Raw genomic sequence first — 21,856 nt, forward strand, 5'->3', positions numbered from 1 at the left:
AAGAATCAAGACTCACAGGGATTTCTCCTGACAGCTCGCTGGTTCGCCTACCCCTTGATTCCAGCAGCCGTCCGCCCGGGACCGTGAGCCCGAAACTCCTCACCTCTTGCCTGATCCTGTCACGATCGCCAGTTGCCCACCCCGGCCAACCGTGGTCGAATCGAGCACGTGTCCCTCGACGAGCTGCGCACGCTGATCACCCGCCACGCCGGCCGCACCGACCTGCCGGGTGGCCTCATGCTGTCGAACGAACCCGCCCCCACCGAGCCCGCGGCCGCCCTGACCGGCCCGGTCCTCGCCGTCGTCGCGCAGGGCCGCAAACGCATCGGCACCGGTGACCGCACGTTCGAGTACGGCGCCGGCCAGTACCTCGTCGTCACCGTCGACATGCCCGTGACCGGCCATTTCATCGAGGCCGGCCCGACGCGCCCGTTCCTCGGCGCCGGCCTGGTGTTGAAACCCGAAGCCCTGGCCGCTCTGCTGCTCGAAACCGGCACCACCACCTCGGCCCCGGCCACGCCCTCGGCCATCACCGTCAGCGACGCCTCACCCGAGCTCCTCGACGCGTTCGTCCGGCTGCTGCGCCTCACCGACCAGCCGGCCGACCGCCGCGTGCTCGCGCCACTCATCGAGAAGGAGATCCTCTGGCGCCTGGTCACCGGCCCCCAGGGCGCGACGATCCGGCAGATCGGCCTCGCCGACAGCAGCCTCTCGCACGTCGGGCGCGCCATCCGCTGGATCCGCGACCACCACGCGGAGTCCCTGCGCATCGCGGACCTCGCCCGCCTCGCCGCGATGAGCGAGTCTTCCTTCCACCGCCACTTCCGCGCCGTCACGGCCATGACGCCCATCCAGTACCAGAAACACATCCGCCTCCAGGAGGCCCGCCTGCTCCTCCTGAGCCGCACCGACGACGACGTGGCTTCCATCGGCTACGCCGTGGGCTACGACAGCGCCTCCCAGTTCAGCCGCGAATACCGCCGCCAGTTCGGTGTCCCCCCGGGCCAGGACTCGACCCGGCTCAGGGCGGGGATCAGCTGAACCTTCCGACCCAGGGACCACACGGCGCAACGGGCGGAACTCCTTTCGGGGCAACGAAGATCGCGCAGTGTACAGTTACCACATCGCCAACAGCGCGGAATTCCCTCGCGAGCAGGTAGCCGAATCCGCGTGACGGTCAGTACGTTTTTTTCGCATGATCAGGAAAGCCACGAAACGCAAGCTGGGCCGATTGTGGGGATACCTGGTCCTCGCCGCCGTCGGGTGCTGCTGGTTCGTGCCGTCGGTCGGACCGGCGGCCATCGCGATCATGTCGGGTCTCGTGGTGCTCTACTGCCTGTTCCAGGCACCGATGTGGTGCTGCGCCCCGACGCGCGCGAATCAGCTGTGCCGCAACAATGCCAACGGCATCTTGCTCGGCTGCCACCTGCGACAGCACAAGTTCGAGAAGCTCAAGCTTGCCGTGAGGCAGCAAGCGTGGAGTCGAGCCGCGGCCACCGTGCTGACCAGCATCGGCGGCAAGGCCGCGTCCTTGTCCGCGCTCGCCGGGATGGTGTCCGCGGGCGTCGCCACCGTGACGCTGGTCGTCAAATAGCCGCAACCGCGTCGTCCAGGGACTTCGTGAGGCGTTTCAGCGAGATCGGGTACGCCGTTCCCAGTGTCTGCGCGAAGAACGAAACCCGCAGTTCCTCGATGCCCCACCGGATTTCCGTCAGGGCGGGCGACGACGTGCCCGGCGGCAGGGACGCCAGCGCAGTCCGGTACTCCTCCGTGATCCACGCGATGTCCGCCGTGCGTTGCAGGTCGCGGGTCGGCTCCGAGACGAGTTTGTCCAGGCGGCGGGAGATGCCCCGCAGGTAGCGTTCGACGTCGCGCAGGCGGGCCGCGCCCGTTTCGGTGACGAAGCCGGCGTGGACGAGGCCCGTGAGCTGGGCACGCATGTCCGCCAGGGAATCGGCGGGGCCGCGGGTGTCGGGCAGGAGCGTCTCGACGTCGATGGTGGCGCGCAGGATGCGTTCGACGTCCGTCAGCACCGCCAGCACGGCCGGGTTCAGGCCGGCGCGGACGTGCTCGAGCAGCGAGGCGAAGGCGGCCTCGTCCCAGACCGGGCCGCCGTGCGAAGTCATCAAGGAGTCCACGGCGCAGTCGACGCAGTCTTCCAGCAGGGCGGCGACGCTGCCGTGCGGGTTGCGGTTGAGCACGAGTTTCGACGAGTTCGACAGCGACCGCGTGATGAACTTCATCGGCGAGTTCAGGTTCAGCCGCAGCATGCGGCGGGTGCCGGCCCACATGGCGTGCTGCTGCTGGGCGGGGGTGTCGAGCAGGCGGACGGCCACCGAGGAACCCTCGTCGACCAGCGCCGGGTACGCCTTGACGTCGTGGCCGCGCTGGGTGGAGGCGAAAACTTGCGGCAGGGAGCCGAAGGAAGGCTTCACCAGGCCCGCCTTCTCGATGCTGTTGGCGGCCTTGGAGATCGTCTCGCGGACCTTCGGGGCGAGGCGCAGCTTGAGCGCCTCCAGGTCCTTGCCCTCGGCCACCTTGCGGCCGCGGTCGTCGAGCACGCGGAACGTGACCCGCAGGTGGTCGGGCACGGTCGACACCTCGTACGCCGCCGGCGGCACGTCGACCCCGCGCAGCGCGAACAGCTCGTCGGACAGCACTTCGAGCAGCGGACCGTCCGAAGGCGACACTCGCGAAAGGACATACGCCGCCGTGTCGGGAGCGGGCACGAAGTTGCGCCGCAGGGCTTTCGGCAGGGACTTGATCAGCGACGTGACCAGTTCCGCGCGCAGCCCCGGCACCTGCCAGTCGAAACCGTCGGGGGTCACCTGGTTCAGCACGGGCAGCGGAATGTGGACGGTCACGCCGTCGGCATCGGCACCCGGCTCGAACTGGTAGGTGAGCCCGAAGACCTGCGTGCCCTGCGTCCACGAGTCGGGGTAGTCCGACTCACGCACGCTGCCCGCGGTTTCGTTGATGAGCATGGACTTCTCGAACGACAGCAGGTCGGCGTCGGCGCGCCGGGCCTTTTTCCACCAGCTGTCGAAGTGGCGCACGGACACCACGTCGGCGGGCACGCGCTTGTCGTAGAACTCGAACAGCGTCTCGTCGTCCACGAGGATGTCGCGGCGGCGGGCGCGGTTCTCCAGGTCCTCGACCTCGTCGAGCAGCGCGCGGTTCTCGGCGAAGAAGTGGTGGTTGGTGTGCCAGTCGCCCTCCACCAGGGCGTGGCGGATGAACAGCTCGCGCGAAAGCTCCGGGTCGATGCGCCCGTAGTTCACGCGGCGGTCGGCAACGAGCGGCACGCCGTAGAGCGTCACCTTTTCCACCGCCATCACCGCGCCCTGCTTGCGCTCCCAGTGCGGCTCCGAATACGACCGCTTGACCACGTGCGCGGCCAGCGGCTCCACCCACTCGGGCTCGATGCGCGCGTTCACGCGCCCCCACAGCCGCGACGTCTCCACCAACTCGGCCGACATCACCCAGCGCGGCTGCTTCTTGAACAGCGCCGAGCCCGGGAACACCGAGAACCGCGCGCCACGGGCGCCGAGGTAGTCGCCCTTGGCCGGGTCCTTGAGCCCGATGTGGGACAACAGCCCGGCGATCAGCGCGGTGTGCACGTGCTGCGGGTCGGCCGGGGTGGTGTTGAGCGAGATGCCGAGCGGTTTGGCCAGCTGACGCAGCTGGCTGAAGATGTCCTGCCACTCGCGGATGCGCAGGTAGTTGAGGTACTCGTTGCGGCACAGCCGGCGGAACTGGTTGCCCGTCAACGCCTTCTGCTGCTCGCTCACGTACTCCCACAGGTTGAGGTACGCGAGGAAATCCGACGTCGGGTCGGCGAAGCGGGCGTGCTGCTGGTCGGCCGCTTGCTGCTTCTCCGCCGGCCGCTCCCGCGGGTCCTGAATGGACAGTGCCGCGGCGATGATCATGACCTCGCGCACGCAGCCGCCCCGCGCGGCCTCCAGCACCATGCGGCCCATGCGCGGGTCGACCGGCAGCAGCGCGAGCTTGCGCCCGATCTCGGTGAGGCGCGAGGTGTCGGCCGGCTCGAACGCACCGAGCTCCTGCAGCAGCTGCACACCGTCGGTGACCTGGCGGCGGTCCGGCGGCTCCACGAACGGGAACGCCGCCATGTCGCCCAGCCCGAGCGAGGTCATCTGCAGGATCACCGACGCAAGGTTCGTGCGCAGGATCTCGGGATCGGTGAACTCGGGCCGCGACTCGAAGTCCTCTTCGGAGTAGAGCCGGATGCAGATGCCGTCGGACGTGCGGCCGCTGCGGCCCTTGCGCTGGTTGGCCGAGGCCTGCGAGATCGGCTCGATCGGCAGCCGCTGCACCTTCGTGCGGTGGCTGTAGCGCGAGATGCGCGCGTTGCCCGGATCCACGACGTACTTGATGCCCGGCACGGTCAGCGACGTCTCGGCGACGTTCGTCGCGAGCACGATCCGGCGGCCGGTGTGGCGCTGGAACACGCGGTGCTGGTCGGCCGACGAAAGCCGCGCGTAGAGCGGCAGCACCTCGGTGCCCCGCAGGTCGAGGCGGTTCAGCGCATCGGCGGTGTCGCGGATCTCGCGTTCGCCGGAGAGGAAGACCAGCACGTCGCCGGGGCCCTCGGCGCTCAGCTCGGCGACGGCGTCGAGGATCCCCTGCGTCTGGTCGCGGTCCGGGTCGGCCTCGGGGTCTTCCGGGTCGATGATCGGCCGGTAGCGGACCTCGACGGGGTAGGTGCGGCCGGAGACCTCGACGATCGGCGCGTTGTCGAAGTGCTTCGAGAAGCGCTCGGGGTCGATCGTGGCCGAGGTGATGATCACCTTGAGGTCGGGCCGGCGCGGCAGCAGCTGCTTGACGTAACCCAGGATGAAGTCGATGTTGAGGCTGCGCTCGTGGGCCTCGTCGATGATGAGGGTGTCGTACTGGCGCAGCATGCGGTCGGTCTGGATCTCGGCGAGCAGGATGCCGTCGGTCATCAGCTTCACCAGCGTGTCCTGGCCCGACTGGTCGGTGAAGCGGACCTTGTAGCCCACGGCGTCGCCCAGCTCGGTCTTGAGCTCGCTCGCTATGCGGTCGGCCACCGTGCGCGCGGCCAGCCGGCGCGGCTGCGTGTGCCCGATCTGGCCGCGGATGCCCCGGCCCAGCTCGAGGCAGATCTTCGGCAGCTGGGTCGTCTTGCCCGAGCCGGTCTCGCCCGCGACGATCACGACCTGGTTGGCGGCGATCGCCTCGCCGATCTCGTCCTTGAGCTTGCTGACGGGCAGCTCTTCGGGGTATTCGATCTCGGGCACGCTCGCGCGCCGGCGCTGCACCCGCAGCTCGGCGGCGGTCACGTCGGGTTCGATGCGCTCGGCCACGGTCTGCTTGTCGCGCGAGCGGCGCGCGCCGTCGAGCCGGCGGCGCAGGCGGTGCTCGTCGCGCGCCATCAGCTCGGGCAGCCGCGCACGCAGAGCGTCGAGGGGGGATTGAGTGGACATACTTGTTTCGAGGATAGCGGTGCGTGACCGGGCTGGCTCCTGAATATGCCCGGGGTCTCCCGGTCACCCCCGCAACCGGGTCAGGCGCTTGCTCACGTGTTTGGTCACGCTTGCCGTGATCCGCTCCGAGCGCACGACCGCGAGCGGCCCGATCACGGCCAGGAGCAGCACGTACCCGGCGACGAACGGCGCCACGCGCGCGTCGAGCCCGGCCGCCGCGGCCAGCGTCGCGAGGACCAGCGAGAACTCGCCCCGCGTGAGCACGGTCAAACCGATGTTCACCCCGGCCTGGTGGTCGAAGCCGTGCAGCCGGGCCGCGAACGCGCCGGCCGCGAGGTTGAGCACCAGCGTGAGCGCCACGGCCACGAGCACCGGGACGACGACCGTCCCCACCGCACCCGCGTCGATCGACAGGCCGAAGATGAAGAAGAACAGTGCCCCGAACGCGTCGCGCAGCGGCAGCACCAGCTTGTGCACGCGCGGCGCGACCTTCGACCCGCCGAGCATCATGCCGACCATGAACGCGCCGATCGCGTCGGACACCCCCACCTCCTCCGCCACGGCCGCGCCGAGCACCGCGACGCCGACGAAACAGACGGTGAGCAGTTCGTCGTCGGCCGAGCCGAACAGCCGCGTGACCAGGCGGCCGCCCCAGCGCGCCAGCGCCGCGAGGACCAGGAGGAAGCCGAACGCCTTGCCGAAGTCGGCCAGGGCCGCGCCGAACCCGTCGGCGCCGCTGAGCACGGGCTGCAGCAGGGCCAGGTAGAGCGCCAGGAACAGGTCTTCGAGCACGATCACGCCCATGATCAGGCGTGACTCGGGGTTGTTCAGGCGCCGGGTTTCGAGCAGGAGTTTGGTGACGATGGCCGACGACGAGATGCCGATCGCGCCCGCGATCACCAGGGCTTCGCGCGTGCCCCAGCCCAGCGCGAAGCCGAAGGCCAGCCCGCCGCCGATGTTGAGCACCAGGTAGCCCAGGCCCGCCGCGGCGAGTCTGCGGCCGCCGCGCGCGAGATCGTCGAGGGAGAACTCGAGGCCGAGGTAGAACAGCAGGAACACAAGCCCGAGCCCGGCCAGCACGCCGAGCTCGGCGGGGTCGTCCACAAGCGACAACCCGGGCGTGTGCGGCCCGAAGACGAAGCCGGCGAGCATGAACAGCGGGATCGTCGGCAGGCCGATCCTGGTGCCCAGGCGGGCCACCACGCCGGCTGCCAGGAACGCGCCGCCCACGGCCAGCAGGGCATGACCGTTGGTCATGGGGAACCTCCAACAGGTGAGTACGGGTGGGTCGGCGTACTCAGCCGGCGGGAGGCGCGCGGGCGGCGGTGGGGGTTTCGGGGCGGCGGCTCGGGGTCGGGTGGGCTTCGCGGGTGACAGTTTTTGCGTATTGCGTACGGATCGTCGGCTCGTCCGGTGGGGTGGCGAGCGGGATTGATTGCGAGGCAACGAAATGCGGGGATATTTGGGCAATGACCGCCGATTCGGGCTTCTCGGCTTCACCGCGTGATGTGACGAACACCGATTGCCCGGCGATCAGCGCCGAGTGCCGCGCGTACACCGGCCCGGGAGCGGCAATTCCCAGCACCAGCGCGACAACCAGCAGCACGCGCACGATGGACCGGTGCCCTGGCGCGGTGGCGGCGTTGGCGGTCATCGTGCCATCACTTTACCATCTCTTTAATTCCGGACCCGAGACATTCCACAGTGGACGGTGGTCACCCGCGGTGGCGGGCTATCGTTCGCGACATGTCTCACGACGGCGCGGCTGCCTGCAAGTGCGTGGTCTGTCTCGACTACGGCGACCGAGGGCAGCTCGACGCCGTCGACGAGAGGCTGTTCGAGCACGTCGCCGAGCCCGGGTGGGGCCTGCTGGCGATCCCGGAGGACCACGTGAGCCCGGGGTGGACGTTCACGATCGGGCTGTGGCATTCATTCCGCTCGCCCGAGCTGGCCGTGTTCGGGCTGGAGCCCGACGCCGGGATGAGCCTGCTGAACGCGATCGGCGAGCAGGTGGCCGCGGGGCGCGAGCTCAAGGCCGGTGACGAGGTCGAGGTCTTCGACGGCCGGGTGGCTTTCCGGCCGGTCGACCCCGGCTGGCACGAGGCCTTCTTCGGCACGGCGAAGGGCTTCTACCGGGCGACGAAGCCGGTGGTGCCGTTCCTGCAGGTGCTGTGGCCGGACGAAACCGGGCGCTTCCCGACCGACGACGGATTCGCGGCCGAGTTCGAACCGTTCCAGCCGCGGCTGTGGGTTCCCCCTTCAGAGCACCCGCGGGGGCCGTGGACGGCGGAGCTCTAGGCGACCCGCTCCGCCGCCACGTCCTCGCGCACCCGCGGAATCGTCTCCTCGACGAACACGTGCGCCGCCCGGTCGTCCGCGCCCGAGAGCACGAAGGTGTCGAAGCCGGAGCCGAGGGCGAAATCCGCGAGCTCGGCGGCGGCCGGGGTGGCGCCGACGTTGAGCACGCGGCGGATCGAACCGGGGTCGCGGCCGGCGTCGAGCGCGGCGGCGTCCACGGCGGCGCCCATGCGGACGACGTCGGCGGGGTCGTCGCGGAGGCTCACGACCCAGCCGTCGGCGAGGCGGCCGGTGAGGCGCAGCGCGCGGGGGCCGTAGGAGCCGAGCCAGAGGCCGATCGGGCGCGCCGGCGCGGGGCCGGAGTGGGCGCCGGCGAGGGAGTGGAAGCGGCCGTCGAACCGGAGGTTGTGGTCGCCGCTCCAGATCTTGCGGATGACGGTCATCGCCTCCTCCTCGGCGGCGAGGGCCTCACCCGGGGAACGGCGTGGGCCGCCGTAGGCGACGATCGCGTCCCAGTAGGCGCCGGCGCCCACGGCGAGGTCGAAGCGGCCGCCGGAGAGCAGGTCGAGGCTGGCGGCGGCCTTCGCGAGCACGGCGGGGTTGCGCAGGGGCAGGTTGGCGACGTCGGGGAACACGCGGATCTTCGTCGTCGCGCCGAGGAGCACACCCATGAGGGCGAACGTCTCGACGTAGCGGCGCTGGTACGGGTGATCCTGCACGGCGAGGTGCTCGAACCCCATCCGTTCCAGCTCGCGCGCGTGCTCGACCAGGGGGTCGGCCGCGTTCGGCACGAGGAAGTAGCCCGTCGAGATGTCCCGCCCGAAGTCCGTCACACCCCGCTCAACCACGCCGGACGGGCGGAGATTCCGGCCCTGAAGTGACCCGGCGGTAACCTCGGACGCGGACCTTCGGGAGGCACGCGCATGGCCGACTACGACCTGGTGCTGTTCGGCGCCACCGGCTTCACCGGCACGCTCACGGCGGAGTACCTCGCGCGCTCAGCCCCGCCCGGCTGCCGCTGGGCGCTGGCGGGCCGCAACCGCGCCAAGCTCGAAACCCTGCGCACCCGGCTGGTCGCGATCGACGAGCGGCTGAGCACGTTGCCCCTGCTCAGCGCCGACATCGCCGACCCCGACTCCCTGCGCGCGGTCGCGGCGGCGGCGAAGGTCGTGGCCACCACCGTGGGCCCCTACCTGCACTACGGCGAGCCGCTCGTCGCCGCGTGCGCCGCCGAGGGAACCGACTACGTCGACCTCACGGGCGAGCCCGAGTTCGTCGACCGCATGTACCTCGCCCACCACGCGCAAGCCGCCGAAACCGGCGCGCGGCTCGTGCACAGCTGCGGCTTCGATTCGATCCCCCACGACCTCGGCGCCTGGTACACCGTGCGGCAGCTGCCCGCCGACGTCCCGCTGCGGGTCGACGGCTACGTCCGCGTCGGTGCCCTGCCGTCGGGCGGCACCTTCCTCACGGCCATGACGGCGTTCTCCCGCCAGGCGGCGGCCAACCGCGTGGCGAAGGTGCGCGCTGCCGCACAGCCCGCGCTCGAGGGCCGCCGCGTGCGGACCCCCCTCGGCGGCCCGCACCGCGTGCCCGGCACCGGCCAGTGGGCCGTGCCGCTGCCCACGATCGATCCGCAGGTCGTGGGCCACTCCGCCCGCGCGTCGGCGCGCTACGGACCCGACTTCCGCTACCGCCACTTCGCCGCCTTCGACCGCCTGCCCGCCCTGGCCGGCGCGACGGCCGGTGCGGGCGCGTTGTTCGCCGCCGCTCAGCTGGCGCCCGCACGGGAGGCACTGTCGAAGCTGCTGGCGCCCGGCCAGGGCCCGAGCGTGGCCCGCCGCGCGAAGTCCTGGTTCACCGTCCGCTTCACCGGCTCCGGCGGTGGACACGACGTGACCACCGAAGTCTCCGGCGGCGACCCGGGCTACGACGAGACGGCGAAGATGCTGGCGGAATCGGCCCTGTGCCTGGCCTTCGACGACTTGCCGGCGACGGCCGGCCAGGTGACCACCGCGACGGCGATGGGGGACGCGTTGATCGAGCGGTTGACGAGGGCGGGGCTGGGGTTCCGGACTCTGTAACCACAGTCCGTTGTGAACTGCCGGCGGTCCCCGGTCCGGGGTGAAACGGCGTAACGTGCGGTGTCGTGCTGTCGGTGGTCGTCGCGGTGCTCGGGGCGGTCGGCGGCGGTCGGCGGGGTTGTGGGGCGAGCCGGCTGGGCGCCACGGCGCTGTCGGCCGCGGTGGCCGGGGCGCCGCCGCGCTGCTCGCCTCGCGCCGCCGGGCAGTGCTGACCGAAGCGGAGCTGGTCCTGTCGGACCTGGAGATCACGGTGCGGCAGGTCGAACGCCTCCATCGCCGGTCGACCCAGGACGACGGCCCGGCCGCACGAGAGGACACCGGCAAACGGCACGACTTGGCCGCCGACGTCTCGGGGTCGGCTCGAGGACCTGTGGTTCGCGCGCTCCGACCTCGCCGCCGGCGGGCGGACCGACTCGGTCCGCCGCCTGGACACGGCGCTCGGCCGGCTCGGGATCGGGCACAGCGACCTCGTGCTGCTCGCCACCGAGCGCCACGGTGCGACCCGGACGGCGGACCTCGCCCGGCTCCTGTTCGGCGAGGAGTTCTCGCTGCCGGGCGACGCAGGTGGCCACCATGCGCCCGCTTGACCACGACTACGCACTCCGACGGCTCAGAGCCCACCGCGCTCGGTTGCACCAGGCAGGCGTCCCAGCGGCGCAACCGGCCGCAGCTGCCCCGAACCGGCCCCCGGGTGCCCCGCCACCGGCGCCCCCGACCAAACCGGCCGGAAGGACGGCACCGCCCGAGCCACGCTGATCGCCGGCGCCCTGCCCGCAACCGCGGCGGTCCTGGTCCCCGTGATCACCGGCTTGTTCGGGCTGGCCACCCACCCCGACGTGAAACCGGCCGGGTCGCCCTGTGCCCGGCCGTCGTCGCCGAGTACGCCACGCAACTGGCCCGAAACCCTGCCCTGGTCGACGCGTTGGCGAGGTCCGCCGCCATCGATCCGGACGCCCGACGCTGCATCGACGCGACGACCGTGCGCGACCTGGCCCGCCCCTGACGAGATCCACAGTGGACGGACCGGACGGTTCCGCCGTTCGTCCGGTCTGCAAGGCCCGGCCGTAAATAGGCGGCCCGGATGGATGTCGCGTGGCTGGAGAGCCTGGTGACGCGGGCGCCGAGCCGAAGCCGCATCGAGGTGGGTGTTCCGGCGCCTGCACCCGCTGTTCCCGCGGCTTCGGCTGCCGTGGCCGCGGAGTAGGTCTCCGGCTGTGCTCAGTGCCCGTCCACCGCGGAGGCGAGGCGCAGGCGAGGGTCGAATTCCGCCGGGCCGTCGGCGGTGAGCTCGACCGGGCTCGCGGCCGGTTCGTAGCTCGTGACGACGACCCGGTACCGACCCGGGGCCAGGCCGTCGACGACGTAGCGGCCGGCGTCGTCGGTCACGACGACGCGCTGGACTTCGCCGGCCGAGTCCAGGACCGTGACCTGGGCACCGCTGAACGGGCCGGGATCGGCGCGAACGGTGCCGACGAGGCGGACCGAGCGGGGCAGGACGACGTCTTCGCGGACGGGATCGGAGCCGACCGTCACGTGGCGGGCGATGGGGGCGTGGCCGGGGCCGGTGACGAGGAGCAAGTACGTGCCGGTCGGTGCGGACAGGGCGAAGGCGCCTCCCGGGCCGGTGGCGGTGCGGCGGACCTGGTGGGTCTCCAGGGACGTCAACGTCACCGCGGCTTGTTCTCCCGGCGCGAGGCCTTGCACCGAGCCGGACACCGCTTCGGGCGGCCCTGATTTCTCCGGCACCAGCTTCTCCGGCACCAGCTTCTCCGGCACCGGTTCAGGCACCGCCTCGTGCGCCGGCCGCGCGGCGGCCTTCCTGCGGGAGCGGGCGTAGAGGACGACGTCCGCCAGGCCGACCAGCAGTGCGAGCGTGACCAGGGCCGTCGAGCCGATCAGGCCGAGCGCCGCCGCCGCGTGGTAGTCGCCGTGTGAGCGGGTCAGCTGGCCGAAGAACAGCGAACCGCCCAGCGCGGTGCCGATCGCCGAGCCGATGCGCTGTCCCGTCTGCAGCACGCCGGCGGCGGTGCCGCCTTCGGCGGGTGCGACGTCTTCCAGCGCGAGCGTCGAGTTCGGTGCGATGACCAGGCCGCTGCCGAAGCCGGCGACGAACAGTGGCCCGGCGACCATGAGCGCGGCGCCGGCGCCGAGGTAGTCGCGCACGATCCACGCCGTGCCGGCGAGACCGAGCGCCGCGAGCAGGTTGCCCACCACGACCATCGGCCGGCCCAGCCGGTGCACGAGCCGCCCGCCGATCGCGGGCGAGATCGCCGAGCCGATGGCGAACGCCAGCAGCGCCGCGCCCGACTCGAGCGCCGAGTAGCCCTGGCCCTGCTGGAAGAACAGCGTCAGAACCAGGAAGATCCCGGTGAACCCGGCAAAGTAGACCAACCCGAGCAACGAGCCCATCGTGTAGCTGCGGATGCTCAGCAGCTTCAGGTTCACCAGCGGGTGTTTGCCCCGGCTGCCGAGCCGGCGCTGCCACAGCACGAACAGCACGAGCAGTCCCGCCGCGACGCCCATCAGCCACCACCGCGGCTGCGCAGCCTGCTCCTCCTCCTCGACCAGCGGCAGCATCACGGCCACGACCGCGACGCCGAGTAGGATCGTCCCCAGCAGGTCCGGCGCGCGCTTCGGACCGTCGCGCACGTCCTTGGGCAGCAGGCGCAGGCCGAACAGGATCGCGAGGATGCCGATCGGCAGGTTCACGTAGAAGACGTAGCGCCAGCCCTCGTCGACGCCGAAGCCCTGGATCAGCAGGCCGCCCAGCACCGGCCCGATGGCCGTCGACAGGCCCACCACCGCGCCGAACGCGCCGAACGCCTTGCCCCGCTCGCGGCCCGAGAACAGCTGCTGCATCATGCCGATGACCTGCGGGTTGAGCAGCCCGCCGGCGATGCCCTGCGCCAGCCGCGCCACGACCAGCCACGTCGCGTTCGGCGCCGCCCCGCACAGCGCGCTCGTCGCCACGAACAGCGCCAGCCCCAGCAGGAACATCCTCCGGCGCCCGTAGTCGTCGCCCAGCCGCCCGGCCGGCACGAGCGCCAGGCCGAACGTCAGGGCGTACCCGGACACCACCCAGGACACGTCGGCGGGCGTCGCGCCGATCCCGTGCTCCATCGACGGCAGCGCGACGTTGACGATGCTGACGTCCAGCAGCGTCATGAACCCGGCGATCAGGCAGACCCACAGCGCTCGCCAGCGCCGCGGATCCGGCTCCGGCGTGGGGAAAGCGCTCACTGGACCACCCGCGACAAGTACGGACACTTCACCGGGTCAACGGTACCCACCCGCGTTCTCCCGGACGTGACGGCGCCGATCGTGGCATGGCGAAGATCACCGGGGGCGAGCCAGGCCCCCGTCGATGCCCGTGGCGCTCCCGAGGGCACTGAAGTCGGCCGGCGTGCGGTCGGTGACGGCAGTGCTGATCGGCGCCCGGGCCCGTCGACGCCGAAGGTGAGCACCCGTCCCGGTCCGGTCGGGTTCGCACCGGTTGTCACGTCGTTCGCGCGACAGTCCTTAATGGACATAAGCAGGTGGTGGTGGATGTCCCGGGGCCGAATGAGTCCTTTGTGGATCCGCCAAGGGCGCCGACTCCCTCGCTCGGAATGGTTTCCCGATGACCGGAACCCATTCCCAGCCCCCGAACCGCCGTTCACATCCCTGAAAACCCCATTCTGCCCCTTGCCGCACGGATCACCCGCGGTTATCGTTGCGCTACGCCGCAGCAGCACCCGGAGTCGGGATTACCCTGGCGTGCCAGGGAATTCACAGCTTCGTCCGCCTTGCCCACCTGTCACGGTCCCCGCCGTGACGATCCTGCGGAAAGGGAATCCCCCATGCGCAAGACGATGCGGCCTGCTCTCGTTGCCGGTCTCACCGTGGCGTCGGCCCTCACCGTCGTCCTGACCACTCCCGCGCTGTCCTCGGCGGCGCCCACGGCGACCACCGCGAGCACGGCTTCGATCCTCGCCTCCGGAGGCGACCTCGCGTCGCCGGAGAAGAAGGACATCGCGATGCAGCTGGTGTCCAGTGCGGAGAACTCGAGCCTCGACTGGAAGGCCCAGTACAGCTACATCGAGGACATCGGCGACGGCCGCGGCTACACCGCCGGCATCATCGGGTTCTGCTCGGGCACCGGCGACATGCTGGAGCTCGTCGAGGCCTACACCGATTCCGTGCCGAACAACCCGCTCGCCAAGTACCTGCCGGCGCTGCGCAACGTCAACGGCAGCGACTCGCACAGCGGTCTCGGCAACGCGTTCGTGAGCGCGTGGCAGCAGGCGGCGCAGACGCCGCAGTTCCAGGCCGCCCAGAACAGCGAGCGCGACCGCGTGTACTTCAACCCGTCGGTGAACCAGGCCAAGTCCGACGGCCTCGGCGCGCTCGGCCAGTTCATCTACTACGACGCCATCGTGATGCACGGCCCGGGCAACAGCTCCGACAGCTTCGGCGGCATCCGCAACGCCGCGATCCGCAAGGCGAAGCCGCCGTCACAGGGTGGCAACGAAACCACCTACCTCAAGGCGTTCCTCGACGCCCGCAAGGTGATCATGAAGCAGGAAGAGGCCCACGCCGACACCTCGCGCGTGGACACCGAGCAGCTCGTGTTCCTCAACGCGGGCAACCTCGACCTGCACACGCCGCTGAAGTGGAAGGTCTACGGCGACTCCTACACCATCAACTGAGCCGGCACCCGGGCGGCCGATTTTCCCTCGGCGGCCCGGGTTCCTGCCGTAGGATCCCGGCCATGAGACCCGCTGTCGTGCCACTCGCCATCGCGCTGGGGGCGCTCGGCACCGTCGCGCCGACCGCACCCGCGCCGGCACCCGTGCCCGCCGTGCCCGAAGCGGGCCAGGTGGTCACGGTCACCGCGCCGGACGCGGCCTCGACCACCGCCACGCTCACCGCCTGGGAGCGCCACGACGGACGCTGGGTCAAAGCCCTCGGACCGTTCCCGGCGTTCGTCGGCAAGCAGGGCATCGGCCAGGCGAGCGAAACGACCTCGCGCACACCCGCCGGCGCCTGGACGCTCACCGAGGCGTTCGGCATCCGGCCCAGCAACGGCACCCGGCTGCCCTACCGCCAGGTGACCGCCAGCGACTGGTGGGTCTCCGACGTCCACTCGCCCCTCTACAACACGCATCAGCACTGCGCGCCCGGCACGTGCCCGTTCGACGAGGCGGCCGGCGAGGACCTCGGCAAGGCCGGCCCGGTCTACGACCACGCCACCGTGATCGACTACAACCGCTCGCCCGCCGTGCCGGGCAAGGGTTCCGCGTTTTTCCTGCACGTGTCGAACGGCAAGCCGACGGCCGGCTGCGTGTCGATCCCGGGGCCCGACCTCGACGCCGTGATGCGGTGGCTCGACCCGGCCGAGCACCCGGCGATCGACATCGGGATCAGTCCGAAGTAGACAAGAGTTCGTCGGCGGGCCGCGTGTTGATCACGCGATCCGCGGTCAGCCCGGCCTTCTCGGCCCGCGCACACCCGTAGACCTGCCAGTCGAGCTGGCCGGGGGCGTGCGCGTCGCTGTCGATGGCGAAGTCGCAGCCCAGCTCCACGGCCATCCGCAGCAGCGCCATGGGCGGGTCGAGCCGTTCCGGGCGCGAGTTGATCTCCACCGCCACGCCGTTGTCCCGGCACGCGGTGAACACCTTCTCCGCGTCGAACGTCGAGGGCGGCCGAGCCCTCGCGCCACGCACGAGCCGGCCGGTGCAGTGGCCGAGCACGCGCACGAGCGGGTTCGCGACGGCCGCCAGCAGCCGTGGCGTGAGCTCCCGCGAGGGCATGCGCAGCTTCGAGTGCACGCTGGCGACCACGAAATCCAGCCGCTCCAGCAGGTCCGAACGCTGGTCGAGGGCGCCGTCGTCGAGGATGTCGACCTCGATGCCGTGCAGCAGCCGGAACGGCGCGAGCTCCGCGTTCACCCGCGCGACCTCGGCCATCTGCTTGCGCAGCCGCTCGGCCGAGAGGCCGTTGGCCACGGTCAGGCGCGGCGAGTGGTCGGTGAGCACGATCCACTCGTGGCCCAGGTCGCGCGCGGCCTCGGCCATCTCCTGGATGGGGCTGCCGCCGTCGGACCAGTCGGAGTGCGTGTGGCAGTCGCCGCGCAGTGCGGCCCGCAACTCGCCGCCGTCGGGCAGGTCCGCTTCGGCGACCTTCGCCGCGTACGCGGGCACGCGGCCCAGCCACGCGTCTTCGATGACGCCGGCCGTCGCCTTGCCGATGCCCTTGAGCCCCTGCAGCGTGCCGGAGCGCACGCGGCTCTCCAGCTCCTCCTGCGTCAGGCCGTCGACCACCGCCGCCGCCAGCCGGAAGGCGCGGACGCGGTAGGTCGGCTCAGCCGCGCGTTCGAGCTGGAACGCGATGTCGCGCAGGGCGCGTGCCGGATCCATGCGTCCTGTCTACCCGTTCAGGAGCGCCGGGGCAGCTCGTGGAGCTCGACGTCCACCAGTTTCCCGTCACGGATCTCCGCCGTCTGGTACGTGCAGAACTCTTGGCGCCGCCGGTCGGTGGGAGAGCCGGGGTTGAGCAGGCGCAGGCCGCCGGGGGTCACGGTGTCCCACGGGATGTGGCTGTGACCGAACACGAGCACGTCGGTGTCGGGGAACCGCGCGTCGCAGCGCCGTTCGCGGCCCTTCGCGTCGCCCGTTTCGTGGATCACGGCCAGGCGCACGCCACCGAGCGTCACGCGCGCGACCTCCGGCAGCCACTCGCGCAGCTCGGGTCCGTCGTTGTTGCCGTACACCGCGACGAGCCGTTTGCTGGCCACCGCGAGCTCGTCGAACGCGTCGAGGTCCACCCAGTCGCCCGCGTGCACCACCACGTCGGCCCGCTCGACCTCCGCCCAGACCTCGTCGGGCAGTTCCTTGGCCCGCTTCGGCAGGTGCGTGTCCGCGACCAGCAGCAGCCGCACGTTCTCAGGCCTCCTCGGTCGGGATCGCCGCCAGCACGCGCTCGAGGAACGCGCCGATGTGGTTGCGCAGCAGGTCCGCCGCGCCCTCCGCGTCACCCTTCTTCGCGGCGGCGAGCACGGCCTTGTGCTCGGCCCACTCCTTGCGCCAGCTGGGGTTCGCGTCCCAGCCGATCACGCTGATGAGGGCGGCGCGGTCGCGGAGGTCGTCGAGCATCGACACCATCAGCGGGTTGCCGCAGCCGGCGTAGAGCGCGCGGTGGAAACGGCGGTTGAGCAGGCTGAGCGTGGTGTGGTCCTTGTCCGCGAGCGCGGCCTGCGCGTCCTTCAGCGCTTCCCCCGCGTCGTCCAACGGCGCCCCGGCGGCCACCGAACGCCGCAGCGCTTCGGGTTCGAGCACCATCCGCACGTCGTACACCGACCGCGCGAGCTCGGCGTCGACCACGCACACCGACGCGCCGCGGTAGGGGCTGAACGTGACGAGCCCGGAGTTCGACAGCACCTTCAGCGCCTCGCGCACCGGCGTCTTCGACACCCCGAGACGCGCCGCGAGCTCGGCCTCCACCAGCGGCTGGCCTGGCAGCAGCTCCCGAGTCAGGATGGCGCGCCGGATCTCCTCCAGCACCACTTCGGTCCGGGAGGCGGGCAGGCTGAACGTCGATGGCATCGGACTTCTCCAGGCTCACGCGGTCTGCGCCGTCGGGCAGACCGATATTCAACCAGGCGGCCACGAGCGGTGCCCGCGACCCGCACGGCGGTCTGTGATCGTATATCAGATGCCATACTGCTCGTAGCGACGAAAGGCGGCCCGGCCATGAAAACCCCGGAGGACCTGCGCAGCCACCGCTGGTTCGGCGGCGACGAGCTGCGGAACTTCAGCCACCGCGCCCGGGCCCGCCAGCTCGGCTACGAGCCCGAGGAACACCTCGGCAAACCGGTGATCGCCGTGCTGAACACGTGGAGCGACATCAACCCGTGCCACATGCACCTGCGTGAGCGCGCCGAACAGGTGAAGCGCGGCGTGTGGCAGGCCGGCGGGTTCCCGCTGGAGTTCCCCGTGGCGACGCTGTCGGAGACGTACCAGAAGCCCACGCCCATGCTGTACCGCAACCTGCTGGCGATGGAGACCGAGGAGATCCTGCGCTCCTACCCGGTCGACGGCGCGGTGCTGATGGGCGGCTGCGACAAGACCACCCCGGCGTTGCTGATGGGTGCGGCGAGCGCCGGGCTGCCCGCCATCTTCGTGCCCGCCGGCCCGATGCTGCGTGGCCACTGGCGCAACGAGGTCCTGGGCAGCGGCACGGACATGTGGAAGTACTGGGACGAACGCCGAGCCGGCACGATCGGCGACGAGGAGCTGGCCGAGCTCGAACGCGGTCTCGCCCGTTCCCCCGGCCACTGCATGACGATGGGCACCGCGTCGACCATGACCTCGGCCGCGGAGGTCCTCGGGGTGACGCTGCCGGGTGCCGCGTCGATCCCGGCCGTGGACTCGGCGCACCACCGGATGGCGGCCATGAGTGGCGCGCGGATCGTGGACCTGGTGTGGGAGGACCTCACGATCACGAAGCTCCTCGACGAACGCGCGTACGCCGACGCCATCACCACCGTGCTCGCGCTCGGCGGCTCGACCAACGCCGTGATCCACCTGATCGCCATGGCCGGCCGCAGCGGCCTGGCCTTGAGCCTGGCCGACTTCGACGAGATCGCGCGCCGCGTGCCCGTGCTCGCGAACATCCGCCCGGGCGGCGCCTGGCTGATGGAGGACTTCTACTACGCGGGCGGCCTGCCCGGGCTGCTGTCGCGCCTGACGGATCTCCTGCACACCGACCGGCTCACCGTCTCCGGCCGCACGCTGGGCGAGACGCTGGAGTCGGCGCGCGTGCACAACGACGACGTGATCCGGCCGCGCGACAACCCGCTGGCGGCCGAAGGCGGCGTCGCCGTGCTGCACGGCAACCTGGCGCCGTCGGGCGCGGTCATCAAGCACATCGCCGCGACGCCGGAGCTGCTCACGCACACCGGGCCCGCCGTGGTGTTCGACGACCACGCCGATCTGAAGAAGCGCATCAACGACCCGGCGCTCGGAATCACCGCCGACTCCGTGCTCGTGTTGCGCGGCTCCGGCCCGCTCGGCGGCCCGGGCATGCCCGAGTACGGCATGCTGCCGATCCCCGACCACCTGCTCGCCCAGGGCGTGCGCGACATGGTGCGGATCTCCGACGCACGCATGAGCGGCACGTCCTACGGCGCCTGCGTGCTGCACGTCGCCCCGGAGTCGCACGTCGGCGGCCCGCTCGCGCTGGTCCGCGACGGCGACCTGATCACGCTCGACGTGCCGGCGCGGGCGTTGCGCCTCGAAGTGCCGGACGACGAGCTGGCGCGCCGGCGCGCGGCGTGGCTTGAGCCTGCGCCGCGGTTCGAACGCGGTTACGGTGCCCTGTACGCCGAGCACATCACCCAGGCCGACGAGGGCTGCGACTTCGACTTCCTCGCACGCGCCGGCGCCAACCCGGAACCGGACGCTCGCTGACCGGTTTGTGCCATGAAGGGGCAGTAGTCCGTCATGTCCGGCTCAGGCCGTACGCTGTGGCGCGGGACGCAGCAAACGGAGGGTCGAACAGGTGCCGTACGAACCGCGCTGGCCGGAGTCCGAGGACGAGCAGACGGTCGTGCTGCCGGCGGTCGAGCCCACGCCCGAACCACGCCGCCGCCTGCGCAGAGCCGCCTGGATCTCCGGCGGGACGCTCGCCGCGCTGCTGGTCGTGTACCTGATCGACCTGCTCACCAGCCAGGGCAGCGTGCCGCGCGGAGTCACGGTGGCGGGCGTCGACGTCGGTGGCCTGGACCGGCCGGTGGCCGAGCGCGAGCTGCGCAGCCTGATCGAGCCGCGGCTCACAAAGCCCCTGACGGTGACCGCGGGCGAGGCCCGCACCACGCTGTCGCCAACGCTCGCGGGCCTGCGGCTGGACTGGTCCGCGACGCTCGATCAGGCGGGCGATCAGCCGCTGAACCCGTTCACGCGGCTCGCGTCGTTCTTCACCACGCGCGAGATCGGCGTCGTCTCCCACGCCGAGGGCGACCGCCTCGACCCGGCGCTGGAGGACCTGCGCGGACGCGTGGATCGCGAAGCGGTGGAAGGCACGGTGAAGTTCGACGGCACCACGCCCGTCGCCGTCTCGCCGCAGCCCGGGCAGAAGCTCGACGTCGCCGCCGCCAAGGCCGCGGTGCTGAGCAACTGGGCGTCGGGCGCGGAACTCGCGCTGCCGATGGTGCCCACGCCCGTGCGGACGACGCCGGAAGGTGTGCAGGCGGCGCTGGAGCAGTTCGCGCGCCCGGCCGTCGCGGCGCCGGTGACGATCGCGGGCGAGGGCGCCTCGGCGACGTTGAAGCCGAAGGACATCGCGGCCGCCCTGACCTTCGCACCGGCGGACGGCGGTGGCCTGACGCCCGTGCTGGACCAGAAGAAGCTCGTCGCGGTCGCCGGCCCGCAGCTGAAGTCCACCGAGAAGGAGGGCAAGGAGGCGACCATCGGGTTCAGCGGCGGGAAGCCCGTCGTCGAGCCGTCGGTGGACGGCAGGACCGTGGACTGGGAGCCGAGCCTGAAGCCGTTGCCGGACGTGCTGAAGCGGGCGGATTCGCGTGAGCTGAAGGCCGTGTACAAGAACAGCCCGGCGAAGGTGACCACCGAGCAGGCCAACGCACTGGGCGTGAAGGAGGTCGTCGGCGAGTTCACCACCGGTGGCTTCGCGCCCGACTCCGGCGTGAACATCCGCGTGGTCGCGCAGAAGGTGAACGGGGCCATCGTGAAACCCGGCGAAACCTTCAGCCTCAACGGTTTCACCGGCCCCCGCGGCAAACCCCAGGGCTACGTGGAGGCCGGCGTGATCGAGAACGGAGCCCCGGCCCGCGAGGTCGGCGGCGGCATCTCGCAGTTCGCGACCACGCTCTACAACGCCTCGTACTTCGCCGGCATGAAGGACGCCGGGCACAAGGAGCACAGCTACTACATCAGCCGCTACCCGGCCGCGCGCGAGGCCACGGTGTTCCAGAACCCCGACGGTTCCAGCGTCATCGACCTCAAGTTCACCAACGACTCCGACACAGGCATCGCGATCCAGACGATCTGGTCGCCGTCGTCGCTCACGGTGAAGCTGTGGGGCACGAAGCGGTACTTGGTGGAGTCGATCCCGGGCGCGCGCACGAACCCCACACCCCCGCCGACGAAGCCCGGCCCGGCCTCGAATTGTCATGCGTCGAACGGCGCGCCGGGTTTCACCACCACGGACACGCGGGTGCTCAAGGACGCGGCCACGGGACGGGAAGTCTCGCGGCACACGCGGACGGTGCGGTACAACCCGCAGCCGAAGATCACCTGCGGGGCATAGGCCGGATTCCTGCCGGGCCTGATCGAGGTGCGGTTCGCCCCGAAGATCGTCGGCTGGCATTCTTCCCGGGAAGCCTGCAGGAGGATGCCGTGGCGACTGTGCTGATCCCCGTGCCCGCGCGGGACTCGGACCCGTCCGAGGTGGCCGTCAGCCGGGCGATGCTCGCCGAGCACACGGTTGTCTTCGCGACCCCCGACGGCACACAAGCGACCTGCGACGAGCTGATGGTCACCGGCCAAGGGCTCGACCCCTGGGGCCGCATTCCGGGGCTGCGCAAGCTCACCGCCGTCGGCCGGGTGCTGCGGGCGGACCGCGCGGCGCGGGAGGCGCACGGGGCGTTGCTCGCGGACCCGGCGTGGCGCGCCCCGATCCGGTGGGACGACATCGACCTCGACGACTTCGACGGTCTGCTGCTGCCGGGCGGGCACCGGGCCCGCGGCATGCGCGAGTACCTCGAAAGCCCCGTGCTGCAGGACGTGGTCGTCGAGGCGTTCCGGCGGGACCTGCCCGTCGGCGCGATCTGCCACGGCGTGCTGCTGGCCGCGCGCAGCGTCGACCCCGACACCGGGCGCTCGGTGCTGCACGGCCGCACGACCACGGCCCTGACCTGGAAGCCGGAACGCACGGCCTGGCGCGTCGCCCGGCGTACCCGGTTCTGGGACCCGGACTACTACCGCACCTACCGCGAGGTGCCCGGGCAGC

The 21,856-nt window shown here is 71.3% G+C and carries 17 protein-coding genes and 1 pseudogene; 10 read left to right on the forward strand and 8 right to left on the reverse strand.

The features are described from left to right. Positions 1-168 precede the first annotated feature (168 nt). Together ACWEOE_RS29340 and ACWEOE_RS29345 are read left to right on the forward strand one after the other, a co-directional pair. Positions 169-1,041 carry an AraC family transcriptional regulator N-terminal domain-containing protein gene (locus tag ACWEOE_RS29340; protein WP_452014742.1) on the forward strand — a complete coding sequence of 291 codons (873 nt, stop codon included), beginning with the start codon at positions 169-171 and terminating at the stop codon, positions 1,039-1,041. A gap of 154 nt (positions 1,042-1,195) precedes the next feature. Beyond that, positions 1,196-1,594 (forward strand): hypothetical protein, encoded by a 399-nt coding sequence (locus tag ACWEOE_RS29345; RefSeq protein ID WP_452014744.1) that lies wholly within the window; start codon positions 1,196-1,198, stop codon positions 1,592-1,594. On the opposite strand, the gene hrpA is transcribed toward ACWEOE_RS29345, so the two are convergent. From hrpA to ACWEOE_RS29360, 3 genes are all read right to left on the reverse strand, one after another. Next, positions 1,587-5,468 carry an ATP-dependent RNA helicase HrpA gene (gene hrpA, locus ACWEOE_RS29350; protein ID WP_452014746.1) on the reverse strand — a complete coding sequence of 1,294 codons (3,882 nt, stop codon included), beginning with the start codon at positions 5,466-5,468 and terminating at the stop codon, positions 1,587-1,589. The two genes, ACWEOE_RS29345 and hrpA, sit on opposite strands and share 8 nt — an antisense overlap. A 63-nt stretch (positions 5,469-5,531) precedes the next feature. Then, positions 5,532-6,725 (reverse strand): cation:proton antiporter, encoded by a 1,194-nt coding sequence (locus ACWEOE_RS29355; RefSeq protein WP_452014748.1) that lies wholly within the window; start codon positions 6,723-6,725, stop codon positions 5,532-5,534. 40 nt (positions 6,726-6,765) lie between these two features. Next, the gene (locus ACWEOE_RS29360; protein WP_452014750.1) at positions 6,766-7,122 is read right to left on the reverse strand and encodes a hypothetical protein; all 357 of its coding nucleotides are present in this window, start codon (positions 7,120-7,122) and stop codon (positions 6,766-6,768) included. A gap of 92 nt (positions 7,123-7,214) precedes the next feature. Here ACWEOE_RS29360 and ACWEOE_RS29365 point away from each other — a divergent pair, with 92 nt between their 5' ends. Next, positions 7,215-7,766, forward strand: a complete 552-nt coding sequence (locus tag ACWEOE_RS29365) for a DUF4262 domain-containing protein (RefSeq protein ID WP_452014751.1) — start codon at positions 7,215-7,217, stop codon at positions 7,764-7,766. Here the strand turns inward: ACWEOE_RS29365 and ACWEOE_RS29370 are convergent. Further along, entirely contained in the window at positions 7,763-8,599 is an 837-nt protein-coding gene (locus tag ACWEOE_RS29370) for an LLM class flavin-dependent oxidoreductase (RefSeq protein ID WP_452014753.1), read from the reverse strand. The two genes, ACWEOE_RS29365 and ACWEOE_RS29370, sit on opposite strands and share 4 nt — an antisense overlap. 90 nt (positions 8,600-8,689) lie before the next feature. On the opposite strand from ACWEOE_RS29370, the gene ACWEOE_RS29375 reads away from it, so the two are divergent. Both ACWEOE_RS29375 and ACWEOE_RS29380 read left to right on the forward strand, forming a co-directional pair. Continuing rightward, positions 8,690-9,850 carry a saccharopine dehydrogenase family protein gene (locus ACWEOE_RS29375; RefSeq protein ID WP_452014755.1) on the forward strand — a complete coding sequence of 387 codons (1,161 nt, stop codon included), beginning with the start codon at positions 8,690-8,692 and terminating at the stop codon, positions 9,848-9,850. Positions 9,851-9,915: 65 nt separating this feature from the next. Continuing rightward, on the forward strand, positions 9,916-10,062 hold the full coding sequence (locus ACWEOE_RS29380) for a hypothetical protein (protein ID WP_452014757.1): 147 nt from the start codon (positions 9,916-9,918) through the stop codon (positions 10,060-10,062). A gap of 1,006 nt (positions 10,063-11,068) precedes the next feature. Here the strand turns inward: ACWEOE_RS29380 and ACWEOE_RS29385 are convergent. After that, the gene (locus ACWEOE_RS29385) at positions 11,069-13,090 is read right to left on the reverse strand and encodes an MFS transporter (RefSeq protein ID WP_452014759.1); all 2,022 of its coding nucleotides are present in this window, start codon (positions 13,088-13,090) and stop codon (positions 11,069-11,071) included. Positions 13,091-13,689: 599 nt separating this feature from the next. Between ACWEOE_RS29385 and ACWEOE_RS29390 the strand changes: the two genes are divergently transcribed. Beyond that, a complete protein-coding gene (locus tag ACWEOE_RS29390; protein ID WP_452014760.1) occupies positions 13,690-14,538 on the forward strand; it encodes a chitosanase in 849 nt (282 codons plus the stop codon). 62 nt (positions 14,539-14,600) lie between these two features. Beyond that, the gene (locus ACWEOE_RS29395; RefSeq protein ID WP_452014762.1) at positions 14,601-15,266 is read left to right on the forward strand and encodes a L,D-transpeptidase family protein; all 666 of its coding nucleotides are present in this window, start codon (positions 14,601-14,603) and stop codon (positions 15,264-15,266) included. On the opposite strand, the gene ACWEOE_RS29400 is transcribed toward ACWEOE_RS29395, so the two are convergent. Genes ACWEOE_RS29400 through ACWEOE_RS29410 form a run of 3 tightly spaced genes read right to left on the reverse strand, consistent with a single transcriptional unit; the run spans position 15,253 to position 17,433 of the window. Then, on the reverse strand, positions 15,253-16,248 hold the full coding sequence (locus tag ACWEOE_RS29400; RefSeq protein ID WP_452014764.1) for a PHP domain-containing protein: 996 nt from the start codon (positions 16,246-16,248) through the stop codon (positions 15,253-15,255). The genes ACWEOE_RS29395 and ACWEOE_RS29400 overlap by 14 nt on opposite strands. 17 nt (positions 16,249-16,265) lie before the next feature. Then, on the reverse strand, positions 16,266-16,769 hold the full coding sequence (locus ACWEOE_RS29405; RefSeq protein WP_452014765.1) for a metallophosphoesterase family protein: 504 nt from the start codon (positions 16,767-16,769) through the stop codon (positions 16,266-16,268). A 4-nt stretch (positions 16,770-16,773) separates the two neighbouring features. After that, positions 16,774-17,433 carry a GntR family transcriptional regulator gene (locus ACWEOE_RS29410; protein ID WP_452014766.1) on the reverse strand — a complete coding sequence of 220 codons (660 nt, stop codon included), beginning with the start codon at positions 17,431-17,433 and terminating at the stop codon, positions 16,774-16,776. A 147-nt stretch (positions 17,434-17,580) separates the two neighbouring features. Here ACWEOE_RS29410 and araD point away from each other — a divergent pair, with 147 nt between their 5' ends. From araD to ACWEOE_RS29425, 3 genes and pseudogenes are all read left to right on the forward strand, one after another. Then, positions 17,581-19,299, forward strand: a complete 1,719-nt coding sequence (gene araD / locus ACWEOE_RS29415) for an L-arabinonate dehydratase (RefSeq protein WP_452014768.1) — start codon at positions 17,581-17,583, stop codon at positions 19,297-19,299. 91 nt (positions 19,300-19,390) lie between these two features. Continuing rightward, positions 19,391-21,154 (forward strand): VanW family protein, encoded by a 1,764-nt coding sequence (locus tag ACWEOE_RS29420; protein ID WP_452014770.1) that lies wholly within the window; start codon positions 19,391-19,393, stop codon positions 21,152-21,154. 140 nt (positions 21,155-21,294) lie between these two features. Beyond that, positions 21,295-21,825: pseudogene (locus ACWEOE_RS29425) on the forward strand (DJ-1/PfpI family protein); the annotation flags it as partial. Positions 21,826-21,856 lie beyond the last annotated feature (31 nt).

It is taken from the genome of Amycolatopsis sp. NPDC004368 (assembly GCF_053602515.1).

What these genes read in the sequence shown, in the direction of transcription:
- ACWEOE_RS29360 (WP_452014750.1), bottom strand. Translation starts at nt 7,122, where the DNA reads ATGACCGCCAACGCCGCCACCGCGCCAGGGCACCGGTCCATCGTGCGC.
- ACWEOE_RS29410 (WP_452014766.1), bottom strand. Translation starts at nt 17,433, where the DNA reads ATGCCATCGACGTTCAGCCTGCCCGCCTCCCGGACCGAAGTGGTGCTG.
- ACWEOE_RS29345 (WP_452014744.1), top strand. Translation starts at nt 1,196, where the DNA reads ATGATCAGGAAAGCCACGAAACGCAAGCTGGGCCGATTGTGGGGATAC.
- ACWEOE_RS29375 (WP_452014755.1), top strand. Translation starts at nt 8,690, where the DNA reads ATGGCCGACTACGACCTGGTGCTGTTCGGCGCCACCGGCTTCACCGGC.
- ACWEOE_RS29365 (WP_452014751.1), top strand. Translation starts at nt 7,215, where the DNA reads ATGTCTCACGACGGCGCGGCTGCCTGCAAGTGCGTGGTCTGTCTCGAC.
- ACWEOE_RS29400 (WP_452014764.1), bottom strand. Translation starts at nt 16,248, where the DNA reads ATGGATCCGGCACGCGCCCTGCGCGACATCGCGTTCCAGCTCGAACGC.
- hrpA (WP_452014746.1), bottom strand. Translation starts at nt 5,468, where the DNA reads ATGTCCACTCAATCCCCCCTCGACGCTCTGCGTGCGCGGCTGCCCGAG.
- ACWEOE_RS29395 (WP_452014762.1), top strand. Translation starts at nt 14,601, where the DNA reads ATGAGACCCGCTGTCGTGCCACTCGCCATCGCGCTGGGGGCGCTCGGC.
- ACWEOE_RS29355 (WP_452014748.1), bottom strand. Translation starts at nt 6,725, where the DNA reads ATGACCAACGGTCATGCCCTGCTGGCCGTGGGCGGCGCGTTCCTGGCA.
- araD (WP_452014768.1), top strand. Translation starts at nt 17,581, where the DNA reads ATGAAAACCCCGGAGGACCTGCGCAGCCACCGCTGGTTCGGCGGCGAC.
- ACWEOE_RS29390 (WP_452014760.1), top strand. Translation starts at nt 13,690, where the DNA reads ATGCGCAAGACGATGCGGCCTGCTCTCGTTGCCGGTCTCACCGTGGCG.